This is a genomic window from Candidatus Albibeggiatoa sp. nov. BB20 (assembly GCA_016744725.1).
Lineage (GTDB): Bacteria > Pseudomonadota > Gammaproteobacteria > Beggiatoales > Beggiatoaceae > Albibeggiatoa.
On record JADGDW010000107.1, the window covers coordinates 1 to 11,431 of the forward strand.

Annotated in this window: 14 protein-coding genes; 10 read left to right on the forward strand and 4 right to left on the reverse strand. The window is 36.8% G+C overall.

The genetic code is table 11. From position 1 onward, the window contains the following. Positions 1-123: 123 nt before the first annotated feature. Both surE and ABXH34_RS12240 read right to left on the reverse strand, forming a co-directional pair. Positions 124-882, reverse strand: a complete 759-nt coding sequence (gene surE, locus ABXH34_RS12235) for a 5'/3'-nucleotidase SurE (RefSeq protein WP_353572168.1) — start codon at positions 880-882, stop codon at positions 124-126. Positions 883-981: 99 nt separating this feature from the next. Further along, positions 982-1,881, reverse strand: coding sequence for a hypothetical protein (locus tag ABXH34_RS12240; RefSeq protein WP_353572169.1), 900 nt, complete (start codon positions 1,879-1,881; stop codon positions 982-984). A 373-nt stretch (positions 1,882-2,254) separates the two neighbouring features. On the opposite strand from ABXH34_RS12240, the gene ABXH34_RS12245 reads away from it, so the two are divergent. Genes ABXH34_RS12245 through tatC form a run of 5 tightly spaced genes read left to right on the forward strand, consistent with a single transcriptional unit; the run spans position 2,255 to position 4,409 of the window. Beyond that, complete coding sequence (locus ABXH34_RS12245; protein WP_353572170.1) at positions 2,255-2,587, forward strand: phosphoribosyl-ATP diphosphatase; 333 nt, start codon at positions 2,255-2,257, stop codon at positions 2,585-2,587. Next, complete coding sequence (locus tag ABXH34_RS12250) at positions 2,580-2,924, forward strand: histidine triad nucleotide-binding protein (RefSeq protein WP_353572171.1); 345 nt, start codon at positions 2,580-2,582, stop codon at positions 2,922-2,924. Before ABXH34_RS12245 ends, ABXH34_RS12250 begins: the two co-directional genes overlap by 8 nt. 37 nt (positions 2,925-2,961) lie before the next feature. Next, on the forward strand, positions 2,962-3,225 hold the full coding sequence (gene tatA / locus ABXH34_RS12255) for a twin-arginine translocase TatA/TatE family subunit (RefSeq protein WP_353572172.1): 264 nt from the start codon (positions 2,962-2,964) through the stop codon (positions 3,223-3,225). A gap of 8 nt (positions 3,226-3,233) precedes the next feature. Beyond that, a complete protein-coding gene (gene tatB, locus ABXH34_RS12260) occupies positions 3,234-3,548 on the forward strand; it encodes a Sec-independent protein translocase protein TatB (protein WP_353572173.1) in 315 nt (104 codons plus the stop codon). A gap of 3 nt (positions 3,549-3,551) precedes the next feature. Continuing rightward, positions 3,552-4,409 (forward strand): twin-arginine translocase subunit TatC, encoded by an 858-nt coding sequence (tatC, locus tag ABXH34_RS12265; protein WP_353572174.1) that lies wholly within the window; start codon positions 3,552-3,554, stop codon positions 4,407-4,409. A 181-nt stretch (positions 4,410-4,590) separates the two neighbouring features. On the opposite strand, the gene serS is transcribed toward tatC, so the two are convergent. Next, the gene (serS, locus tag ABXH34_RS12270; protein ID WP_353572175.1) at positions 4,591-5,859 is read right to left on the reverse strand and encodes a serine--tRNA ligase; all 1,269 of its coding nucleotides are present in this window, start codon (positions 5,857-5,859) and stop codon (positions 4,591-4,593) included. 263 nt (positions 5,860-6,122) lie between these two features. On the opposite strand from serS, the gene cheD reads away from it, so the two are divergent. From cheD to ABXH34_RS12295, 4 genes are all read left to right on the forward strand, one after another. Continuing rightward, a complete protein-coding gene (gene cheD / locus ABXH34_RS12275; RefSeq protein ID WP_353572176.1) occupies positions 6,123-6,749 on the forward strand; it encodes a chemoreceptor glutamine deamidase CheD in 627 nt (208 codons plus the stop codon). A gap of 14 nt (positions 6,750-6,763) precedes the next feature. Continuing rightward, positions 6,764-7,885 carry a protein-glutamate methylesterase/protein-glutamine glutaminase gene (locus tag ABXH34_RS12280; protein WP_353572177.1) on the forward strand — a complete coding sequence of 374 codons (1,122 nt, stop codon included), beginning with the start codon at positions 6,764-6,766 and terminating at the stop codon, positions 7,883-7,885. Positions 7,886-7,921: 36 nt separating this feature from the next. Then, positions 7,922-8,629 (forward strand): DNA alkylation repair protein, encoded by a 708-nt coding sequence (locus ABXH34_RS12285; RefSeq protein ID WP_353572178.1) that lies wholly within the window; start codon positions 7,922-7,924, stop codon positions 8,627-8,629. Positions 8,630-9,215: 586 nt separating this feature from the next. After that, positions 9,216-10,211, forward strand: coding sequence for a hypothetical protein (locus ABXH34_RS12295; protein WP_353572179.1), 996 nt, complete (start codon positions 9,216-9,218; stop codon positions 10,209-10,211). Between the two features lie 122 nt (positions 10,212-10,333). On the opposite strand, the gene ABXH34_RS12300 is transcribed toward ABXH34_RS12295, so the two are convergent. Continuing rightward, positions 10,334-11,041 (reverse strand): biliverdin-producing heme oxygenase, encoded by a 708-nt coding sequence (locus tag ABXH34_RS12300; RefSeq protein WP_353572180.1) that lies wholly within the window; start codon positions 11,039-11,041, stop codon positions 10,334-10,336. Between the two features lie 170 nt (positions 11,042-11,211). Between ABXH34_RS12300 and ABXH34_RS12305 the strand changes: the two genes are divergently transcribed. Then, a partial coding sequence (locus ABXH34_RS12305; protein WP_353572181.1) for a hypothetical protein occupies positions 11,212-11,431 on the forward strand: 220 nt, incomplete at its 3' end.

Consider the following 11,431-nt stretch of genomic DNA (forward strand, 5'->3'; position numbering starts at 1 on the left):
AAACTATAGTCAATTTCGGTTTGTATGTTAGGACTGGCAGTCTTTTTATACTTTAAATATCAATCATTTTTAAAATTGAGGACTGCCAGTCCTGGTATCACTTTAAAATAAAACGACTATAAATCAGAAACTACCTAACCAGTCACTCATCATATTTAATGCAGAATAACGAGTTAAATCAACATGCAATGGTGTAATTGAAACAAAACCATGTTCGATTGCATAAAAATCTGTTCCTTCGCCTGCATCACGCACCGAACCTGCCGCGCCAATCCAATAAATAGGTTGCCCACGAGGGTCTTGGCTTTTAATCACTGGGGATGAACGATGACGTTTACCTAAACGGGTGATTTGCATACCTGCAATTTGTTCCCACGGTAAATCTGGTACGTTAATATTTAAAATCGTATCTTCTGGTAAATCTAATTTTTTCGCCTGTAAACGCTCGATCAAAATTTCAACTGCATGGGCTGCTGCCACATAATGTTGCAAATCTTGTTTATTACCTGCTAAAGACACCGCTAACGCGGGTAAACCTAAAGAACGGCCTTCCATGGCGGCGGCGACTGTGCCTGAATAATGCACGTCATCACCCATATTAGGCCCTGTATTAATCCCTGAAACTACAATATCTGGTGGCGAATCCATCAAGCCCGTAATGGCCAAATGTACACAATCTGTCGGCGTACCATCAACATAGTAAAACCCATTTAGAGCCAATTTCGCTCTGATGGGATATTCTAATGTGAGCGAATTACTTGCGCCACTGCGATTACGATCGGGTGCAACGACCAAGATTTCTGCATTTTTACCCAAGGTTTCTGCTAAAGATAAAATCCCTGGTGCGAGATAACCGTCATCATTGCTAATTAATATCTTCATAAAAAAGGCCAATATCCTGAGTTTTTGCCGCCATATAATACAATGAACAATTATCAATTAACAAATAAATAGTTGCGTGTCATAAAAATAGGTGCTTTTTTAAAAATCAGTTGCTCTCAAATGGGCTTTAAATAAGGTTACTTCACTGGTTTCTGGCATTGCTCTCAATGCTTGCCACACTTGCAGCCGCCAATTTCTTTTGGGATCAGATAGTAAGATTGCTAAATATTCTAATTCATCTTGACCTTTTTTCATTGGAAGTGGCGGGGTTCTAAAAACCAGCTTGTTTCTAAATAGCCTTCCATATTTATCTGTTAGGCTTAAAGTATAAGTCTTATTAACAGAAGTATGAGATACCCTAAACCAAGTTTCATTCTCATCTATTCCCGAGTGTTGGGTATTATTATGACCCTTTGAATCTCTAATGGTGAGTGTATAAGGTTTTGTTCCACCTCGCCAAAAAAAGTGAACATATTCTTCTGAACCTGAGAATAAATAGAGAGGTTTGCCATCAGTGAGACGAGTAGAAATAGGCTGTAAATCCATTCTAGTATCATTCACCAAAAGAGGCATATACACTTTTTCTTCGGTTAAAAAAGCCAATAATTCGTTGGTCTTCCGCATTGATTTACACCATTGCTTACAGGGATTAAATAATTGTCTAACCGTATGTTTTTGACCAATGGTTAATTTTTCCAGAGTCATTCGCTCGTTATAGTAGTAAATAAAAACAAAGTCGCTGTTTCTAGTCGTTGTTGATTTATTTTTTGTTGATGATACAGAAACAATATCACCTACACACAATTCGTACTGAGAATTTGGTACGGTTAATATTAGATTGCCACGTGTTATTGTAATTTCTTCAGTATTTGAAGTTCTTTGTACGTTAACGACAGCGACATATTGGCAAGGTTTTACATAACTATGACTATTATTCTCTGCGTAGCTATAAGCACTTAAGAACAACAGTACAAATACCCATAAAGTTTTTAATTTCATTGATTATGCTCCTGTATCAATTGCTTTAAGATATTAAGCCATATTTGAATAATTAAGCCTAAAGGCAATATAAAAAATGACCTAAGCAATAAGGTTAAAAAACGGACAGTTGGCTTGTTCATTAAAATAAGCAACAACACGTATTGTTGTGTAAAATCAGTATATACACAAGATAAAAAAGCAGATATTCATTAAAAATATTTATTCACTACATAACTTAAAGTATCAGGGTTATGCTGATAAACAGATAAAAATGATTTGTTTTTCATTCATCAGACCAATTAAAATTAATTGAGGGTGGATTGATAATTGTTCATGGCTCATTGATAAGGTATAGTTACGCCCTGTTAAACAAGCACAGTTATATAACAGAATGGATAATGCTATACTACAGCATCTTGCAGAAGTGTTAGAGCAACGCAAATCGGCTGACCCTTCCAGTTCCTACGTAGCAAAATTGTATGCAAAGGGCACGGATAAAATTCTAAAAAAAATTGGGGAAGAAGCCACAGAAGTCGTGATTGCAGGTAAAGCAGGTAATACCGATGAAATTATTTATGAAACCGCAGATTTATGGTTTCACTGCATGGTATTACTGGCTCAGCAAAATATAGATTTCAATGATGTGCTGCAAGAGCTTGATCGACGGTTTGGACTCTCAGGTATTGAAGAAAAAGCCCAACGACCAAAGGAAAGTTATGAGTAACTCAACAGATTGTATCTTCTGTAAAATTGTAGCGGGCGATATTCCATCTGAGCAAGTTTATAGTGACGATAAAGTCATTGTGTTTAAAGATATTAGTCCTAAAGCACCTGTGCATTTACTCATTATTCCACGTGAACATATTGAGAGTTTGCAAAGCTTAGAAGCGCATCATCAAGATGTTATGGGACATATTATGCTTTTATTGCCCAAGTTGGCTAAACAACAAGGGCTTGATGATGGTTTTAGAACGATCATTAATACAGGTGCTGATGGTGGACAAGTCGTTTACCATTTACATGTACATTTATTAGGCGGCAAACGCTATTCAGATTTCTAATTTTGACATTTAACCGATTTTGAGAAAGGATGCTTTTATGGGTATCAGTATTTGGCAATTACTCATTGTTTTAGCGATTATTATTTTATTGTTCGGCACTAAAAAGTTACGTAACATTGGTGCTGATTTGGGTGAAGGAATTAAAAACTTCCGTGACTCAGTCAAAGAGGGTGAAGGCGAAGCGGATAACACTACAACCGCTGAAAGTAAAAGTAACGAGCCACAACCACGTGTCACTAAAGTCGATGATGATGACATTATCGAAGGCGAAGTGACTGCTAAACAAGAACATAGAAGCTAGGGCTCAGCATGTTTGACATCGGTTTTTGGGAGTTAGCTCTTATCTTAGTGGTTGCACTGGTGGTCATTGGCCCTGAAAAGTTACCCGGTGCAGCTCGTTCAATTGGTTTATGGATAGGCCGTGCGAAACGCATTGTCAATTCCGTAAAAAATGATATTGATAAAGAGTTAAGACTGCAAGAATTACAAGAGCAAATGAAGTTAGATGAGCGTAATAGTTTGCATCAGTTTATGGAGGAAACCAAAGCCACCGTAGATGAAGTGAAGCAACCGTTTATCTCGCTCAAAGATTTAGATGATAAACCTCCAGCTAGTAAAGATTAACCTATGAGTGATGAACCTTCGAATAATCAAACTAGCGGTCAGGAAATGCCGTTTTTAGCCCATTTAGTGGAGCTACGTGACCGTTTATTAAGAGTCATAGGTGCTGTCTTAATTATATTTTTAATATTAAGTCCCTTTTTAAATCAATTGTTTACTTTTTTCTCAGCACCCTTGCTTAGTGCTTTGCCAGAAGGGACACAAATGATTGCAACCAGTCCCATTTCCCCATTTTTTATTCCAGTTAAACTAGGTTTGGTGTTATCGGTTTTTATTACCATTCCATGGTCTTTGTACCAAATTTGGGGATTTATCGCACCGGGATTGTACAAACATGAAAAATACTTAGTCACACCATTGTTGATTTCAAGTACGGTTTTATTTTATTTAGGTATGTCATTCGCCTATTTTGCTGTTTTTCCCTTAGTTTTCCAATTTATGGTCAGCACAACACCTGATGGTGTATCGATGATGACCGATATAAGCAGTTATTTTGATTTTGTTTTAAAACTATTTTTTGCTTTTGGAGTCGCATTTGAAGTGCCTGTTGCAACCTTTTTGTTAATTTGGACAGGTGCAACAACCCCCGATGCATTATCAGAAAAACGTCCTTATATTATTGTCGGTGCATTTGTTGTCGCAATGTTAATGACACCGCCTGATCTTATTTCTCAGACCTTGTTAGCTGTCCCCGTTTTATTATTATTTGAAATCGGTTTGTTATTTTCCAGAGCCATGCTGAAAAAGCGTGAGGCAATGGATGCAGCCGAAGAAATACCTGATGATGAATTAACTTTAGATGGCATGGATGAAGAGTTAGATCGATTGGCGGCGGAAGAAGAAGACCGACGTAATAAAGATTAAATCCTAAATAGCTGAAAAGCCCTATTTTGAAATCGAGAGGCGGGGCTTTTAAATTATATATCGGTGTTCAATAACTCATCTTACGCACGTAATACGTAGATAAACCAATAAATCATGACGAACAACTTGGTACAGAACATAATGATTCCATACCAAGCTTTTCATGAATCAAGCATCAAACTTACAAATGTGTTTTGCCACCCATATATTTTTGTAATACTTGTGGAATGGCAATTTTACCATTTTCATCCTGATAATTTTCCATTACCGCGACCAATGTCCGTCCAACCGCCAAACCTGAGCCATTTACAGTATGAATTAATTCGGGTTTTTTCTGATCTGGATGTCTCCAGCGGGCTTTCATGCGACGCGCTTGGAACGCCTCAAAATTGCTGCAAGAAGAAATTTCACGATAACGCTGTTGACCCGGAAGCCATACTTCTAAATCATAGGTTTTAGCCGCAGAAAAACCAATGTCACCACCACACAAATTGACAACTCGATACGGTAAATCTAAACGCTGTAACACGGTTTCGGCATGGCCTGTCAACGCTTCCAATGCGTCATAAGATTGTTCAGGCTGCACCATTTGCACCAATTCCACTTTTTCAAATTGATGCTGACGAATCATACCGCGAGTGTCTTTACCATAAGCACCTGCTTCGCTGCGAAAACAAGGCGTATGTGCTACAAATTTCAAAGGCATTTCTTTAGCTGCAATAATCACATCCCGTACAATATTGGTGATAGGTACTTCAGCTGTAGGAATTAGGAAAAAATCTTGTTCTGTAATATGAAACAAATCTTCTTTAAATTTAGGTAATTGCCCTGTCCCTGTCAAACTATCGCTGTTAACCAGAAATGGCACATTAACTTCAGTATAACCATGTTCATCAACATGTAAATCCAACATGAATTGACTCAATGCACGGTGCAAACGCGCCATATTGCCCCGCATCAGATTAAATCTTGAACCTGTTAATTTTACAGCCGTTTCAAAATCCAATAAATTATCCGTCGCCCCTAAATCAACGTGATCTTTTGCTTCAAAATCCCATTTTTTTGGCTCACCCCAACGACGAATTTCTATATTATCATCTTCAGTTTTACCTTCAGGCACAGACTCATGTGGTAAGTTTGGAATACCCATCAAAATAGCATCTAATTCGCTCTGAACCTGCTGCAATTGCACTTCACTGGCTTTAAGCTTATCGCCTAATTCCGCCACTTTTGCCATTAATTCGGCAACATCATCACCTTGTTTTTTAGCTTTACCAATCGATTTTGACAGCGTATTACGTTCATTTTGTAAATTTTGGGTATCAACTTGGCATTGTTTACGTTGTTGTTCTAATTCAGTTAATTTTTTACGATCTAATTCAAAGCTGCGTACTGCCAAACGTTGAGCAACTTCATCTAAATGATTACGAATAAGTTGGGGATCAAGCATCGATTTATCCTAGTAAAATAGTGAATAGTTTATTGTATCAAGTGTGTGCTGATTTCTATAGTGTTTGCGTGTTGCTGAAGGGGCTTGCATCCTATTTGTTAAAATAACATCGTTGTAGTTTTTAAATGAATTTAATGACTTATCTAACTCTAATCGCGAAAATATACTGTATCTAACCACAAATGAAAAAACCCTTATGACTTTACGCTCAGATATGGTATATCATAATGACCAAGAGAGATGGATTGTAACGAATAAATATAATGTCTAAATTGTCCCATTTGCCCAATTGTTTTCTCGGCTATGAACATATAAAACGTTACTGGGATCGGCATCATCATGGCTTTGTAGCCAAAGTATTGCCTGGTGAATACTACGTAACAAGTCAAGAAGAAATACTCATGACCGTGGTTGGCTCATGCGTATCTGCTTGTATTCGTGATAGCGTAGCAGGTATTGGGGGCATGAATCATTTTATGTTACCCAATACTAGCTTGGCTGATAGATGGGATAAAACCCAAGTCAATTCAGCAACTCGCTATGGCAGTTATGCAATGGAGCACATGATTAACGAAATCCTTAAGTATGGAGGCAAAAGACGCAATTTAGAAATAAAATTATTTGGTGGTGGTAAGATCATGTCTCATGTTGCCAATATAGGACAGCAAAACATTGATTTTATTAAAACTTATGTTAAAACTGAAAGCTTGACTTTATTAGCAGAAGACTTAGGAGGCATTTATCCACGCAAAATCCTTTTTTATCCTAAAACAGGTCGAGTTCGTGTGAAAAAACTCCGTTCTATGGAACAGATTGTAGTACAACGTGAAAAAGTCTATCAACGCGACCTAGAACAACAACCAATCGATGGCGAAATTGATTTATTTTGAGGAGTGATGGAATAGTGGCTAAAGTTGTTAAGGTAATGGTCATTGATGATTCAGCATTGATTCGGCAAATGTTGAGCAATATTATCAATGCAGAGCCCGATATGGAAGTTGTTGCAACCGCTGGCGATCCTTATATTGCGCGAGATAAAATTAAAAAGTTCAATCCTGATGTACTAACGCTTGATGTGGAAATGCCACGTATGGACGGTTTAGCCTTTTTACGCAATGTAATGCGCTTACGTCCGATGCCTGTGATTATGATTTCTGCCTTAACCCAAAAAGGAGCAGATACCACTTTGCAAGCGCTGGAATATGGGGCATTAGATTTTGTATGTAAACCGCAGTTAGACATTTCACAAACGTTTGAAACTTATGGTGAAGAAATCGTCAGTAAATTACGCATGGCGGCACAAACTCAAGTTAAACCCTTAATCAAGCCCAAACCTTCTTCTGCTATGACTTATACAGGTATGCCTGTTCCTCCCAAATATTCTGCTGATGCAATTATTAGCAATACACCCGCCCGTAAGGTTAAATTTTTAAAAACCACTGATAAAATTATTGCCATTGGCGCGTCGACAGGTGGCACAGAAGCGATTAAATTATTATTGGAAAATATGCCCGCCCATGCACCAGGGATTGTAATTAGCCAGCATATTCCTGCTACGTTTAGTACGTCTTTCGCCAAACGCATGAATCAGCTCTCACCCATGACTGTATATGAAGCTGAAGATGGCAAAGCCATTTTACCGGGACATGTCTATATTGCACCGGGGAACTTCCACTTATTAGTTGAGCGTGATGGGGCACGTTATGTCTGTCGTTTAAACGAAGGTACGCCTGTGAATCGGCATCGCCCCTCGGTTGATGTTTTATTCCGTTCCGTGGCACAAAATGTAGGCCCTAATAGTGTGGGTGTGATTTTAACGGGTATGGGAGATGATGGCGCAAAAGGTATGAGAGAAATGCACGAAGTTGGCGCATTTACCATTGCACAAGATGAGCATACCAGTGTTGTATGGGGAATGCCCGGTGAAGCAGTCAAAAAAGGCGGTGTCGATAAAATCATGCCTTTACACGAAATCCCACGTCATTTGATGAAATTATTTGACCATCAGTCAACAACGCCACATTAAATAATAAATCTAAATCAGATCAGAAAGGTGGTTAGGATGTTACATTTAGCTGATTTACATGCAGAGTTGAATTCACTTTCAAATCCAGATTATGCCGCAATCTCATTGAAGTTTTTCAAAACGGGAAAAGGACAATATGCTGAAGGTGATTGCTTTATCGGTATCAAAGTACCTGTTTTGCGTCAATTAGCTAAAAAATATCAGCAACTATCGAATTTGGATACTTTAACCTTACTTACTGATTCAGTGCATGAAAAACGGATGCTCGCCTTGTTTATTTTGACTCATCAGTTTGAAACAGGTGATAAAAGCATTCAAACACAATTATTTGACCAATATTTAGCTCATGCAGATTATATTAATAACTGGGATTTAGTCGATTGTTCAGCACATAAAATTGTCGGGCAATATTTATTGGATAAGCCGCGTGATATTTTAATAACGCTAGCACAATCAAACCATTTATGGAAACAACGGATTGCGATTGTTGCCACCTTGAGATTGATAAAATATGCACAATTCGATGATACTTTGCTGATTGCCGAAATATTGCTGCATGAAAAACATGATTTAATTCATAAAGCAGTTGGCTGGATGCTACGAGAAGTAGGAAAAAAAGACCAAGCAGTTGAAGAACGCTTTTTACAAAGGCATTATAAAACCATGCCTCGTACTATGTTGCGTTATGCAATTGAAAAATTTGACCAATCCACTAGATATTATTATCTGCAAAAATCAATTTAAGCCTGATAGTTATTCTCTCTTAAAAATTAAAAACGTTTTCACGCTTTTCTCCACAGACTTATCATTGGATGCCAATACCATACTGTGGTTTTACAAAACTCGTTTCCAGATTGAATTCCTATTCCGTGATGCCAAACAATTTCTTGGACTTAATCACTATTGCCAAGCTCATTGATCGTCTCTTACATTTTCATTTCAATGTATCCATGACAGCCTTAAATCTCATCATACTTGAGAAAAGAATCCAACACTCTAAACTCTAATCTTATTGCCAAAATCATATCCATTACCAGTTGGAAAATACGTAAAGCCAATGAACTCCTATTTTTCGCTTTTCTTCATAATTTAGGTCTAAACTTCAATTCTATTAAATCTCGTCCAGACTTTTACTCCCTATGCAATTACAGAGCTATTGTTGCTTGAGTTGATCCCAACCTGTCCGAATTATAAAAGATAGGCGACGATATTGTTTAATTGCTTGGGATTTTGACAAATATAGAAATTTAAAATGATGGTTGGTTTGACTTCCAGTGTTTTTTAAGATATTTATCTTTTATGATTTTAAGTATCGATTAAGGTTTTTAGAATGAATAAAGTAATTCCCATTGAGCCAGAATCCAACATGCAAAAATTGATGGATAATGAAGATTTGCAATACATGCGGCTCAAAACGGATTGTGAAGCGGTGTTTTTTGTCTCTTCCTCAGGTCATTGCACATTTGATTGTGAATATTGTATCGTCAATCCTATCGCAAAAAAAGAGGAATCTTTGATTTATGAAGACCTTGCGTTTTTATTAGAGCAATTTGATTGCAAGTCATTTTTAATTTTTTCAGGCAAAGGTGATTTTTTTGCAGGTTATTCCCGTTCACAACGTTTGCTAGAGCGGGTGTTAGATCACAATGTTGAAATTGCCTTGGATATAAATGGTTCAGTGCTTCAAGAATTTCCTCATCTTTCACAAGGTAAGTTAGATAAAATTCGTTATATCAACTTAACCATGCACTATAACGAAATCAAGCGCAAAAACCTATTTTCAACTTGGGCTAAAAATGCTTTGATTTTGATTGAGAAAAAGCCCGCAGAACTATTGCTAGGCTATATTATGTCGCCGCAATTAAGCCATGAATGGGCAGAAGCCTTGGCATTTTACCAAGCAGAAATTTTTGCAAAAACAGGTAAAGGAATTGTGATGGTGCGTGATGTTGCCCAAGCATTCACCCTTGAGCAAGAGCAGCTATTTGAGGCATTACATCAACAATATGCAGATGCAGTATCAGGTACACATAATAACGATTTTGCCAAAATTTTCGAACACAATCCCAATGTATTATGTCCTGCGGGTCATCGTTATTTTAGAATCTGGAATGATGGTTCAGTACAAGCTTGTCCTTATTTGCCAGAATTAAATCAATCAGGCAATTTAAAACAGCGTGAGATTCAGATTAATCCTCAAGCATTTGCTTGTTCTACACCTGAATTTTGTGATTGCCATGTCATTGAGGGCTTGGGAAGAATGGAATATCAAGAAAAACAAGATGAGTCAGTAGAATTAGAAGCGGCACAACGTTGCTTTATCTAAATCATTTTTGGAATATGTAAAGTTTAATGAGCTGAGAGACCGAGACTCTAAGCTCGGTCTTGAATACAGTCGTAATTAATAATGCCACAGGTTTGATTATTCAAAGCAAACACCTATATAAACTAAACAGCTTCTTGATATAAAGTACGTAATTTCCATAAGTTAGATAATAAAATCTCAACTCGTTCAAAGGTCTGTATTGCCCCTGTAATCACTTCAGGTTGATCTAATATACTGACATCAACGGTGTCTAAACGCTGTTTAAAAGCATACCATTGTTGATATAGATTGCTGTCATAAGAACGATAAAATGTAACGCCTTTCGTTTGTAAATTATACATATTTTGAATATGTGGCAACAAATGATAATGAATTAAACTTAATTTTTCCAAAGCATATAAAATCCCTAATGTTTTCAAGGGGCTTTCTTTGCCTGTTTGATTTACAAATTGCATAAAATCCATAGTCATACGTTGTACTCGTGCATTGAGCATTTCGGTTTGTACACAAGCTAAATCGGTTTCTAATAATGATGTTTTTATCATTTTTTCATGCCAAATTTGATGTAATGGTTCATCTTGTTGGCAATGACGTTCTAATGCTCTATAAACAGGCAGATAAACTTCTAACTGACTAATATATAAAGGTAGAACTAATTCTTCACGTTCTATTGCTTGATTAAAAGTAGATTGCTCAATGCTGGTGTATATTGCTTGAGTTGCTGCTTTTAAAGCATAGGTCAGTGTCGCCTGCCCATCCATAAAGTTATTTACCATAAGGTTAGCAGGGTCAGTAAAGCTTAATTTTATATTTTCCATAGTATTTAACATCGCTTATATCCAGCATTTAATTTGGTTTATTTACTTAACAAGCAAAAGCCACACCATTCAAAAAAAGATATAAAAACAATTTCTTTTTAGATAGTAGGTGTTGATAGCATGATAAAAAGTCTAAACCATGAAATTCTTAACGATTTAGCTTAAATGTAAATGGAAAGCTGTTGATAAATAATAATAAAAACCTGAAAGACATAAGTGCTTTACATAAAATTAATAAAATTGAGTCATTTACTTCTGTAGAAAATCACCCAGAAATTGACCTAACTCCAATGAGGAATATTGAAGTAACAGGACACTTAGTTCTTGCAGATATCAAAAAGGAAAACCTTCCAATTTTTAATAATATTAAAATATTATCCAAATTTCTTGTAATTCGCAACC

Excerpts from the sequence above, each read along its gene's own strand:
- ABXH34_RS12250 (WP_353572171.1), top strand. The coding sequence starts at position 2,580 with ATGAGTAACTCAACAGATTGTATCTTCTGTAAAATTGTAGCGGGCGAT.
- serS (WP_353572175.1), bottom strand. The coding sequence starts at position 5,859 with ATGCTTGATCCCCAACTTATTCGTAATCATTTAGATGAAGTTGCTCAA.
- tatA (WP_353572172.1), top strand. The coding sequence starts at position 2,962 with ATGGGTATCAGTATTTGGCAATTACTCATTGTTTTAGCGATTATTATT.
- ABXH34_RS12240 (WP_353572169.1), bottom strand. The coding sequence starts at position 1,881 with ATGAAATTAAAAACTTTATGGGTATTTGTACTGTTGTTCTTAAGTGCT.
- ABXH34_RS12295 (WP_353572179.1), top strand. The coding sequence starts at position 9,216 with ATGAATAAAGTAATTCCCATTGAGCCAGAATCCAACATGCAAAAATTG.
- tatB (WP_353572173.1), top strand. The coding sequence starts at position 3,234 with ATGTTTGACATCGGTTTTTGGGAGTTAGCTCTTATCTTAGTGGTTGCA.
- surE (WP_353572168.1), bottom strand. The coding sequence starts at position 882 with ATGAAGATATTAATTAGCAATGATGACGGTTATCTCGCACCAGGGATT.
- ABXH34_RS12300 (WP_353572180.1), bottom strand. The coding sequence starts at position 11,041 with ATGTTAAATACTATGGAAAATATAAAATTAAGCTTTACTGACCCTGCT.
- cheD (WP_353572176.1), top strand. The coding sequence starts at position 6,123 with ATGTCTAAATTGTCCCATTTGCCCAATTGTTTTCTCGGCTATGAACAT.
- ABXH34_RS12285 (WP_353572178.1), top strand. The coding sequence starts at position 7,922 with ATGTTACATTTAGCTGATTTACATGCAGAGTTGAATTCACTTTCAAAT.
- tatC (WP_353572174.1), top strand. The coding sequence starts at position 3,552 with ATGAGTGATGAACCTTCGAATAATCAAACTAGCGGTCAGGAAATGCCG.
- ABXH34_RS12245 (WP_353572170.1), top strand. The coding sequence starts at position 2,255 with ATGGATAATGCTATACTACAGCATCTTGCAGAAGTGTTAGAGCAACGC.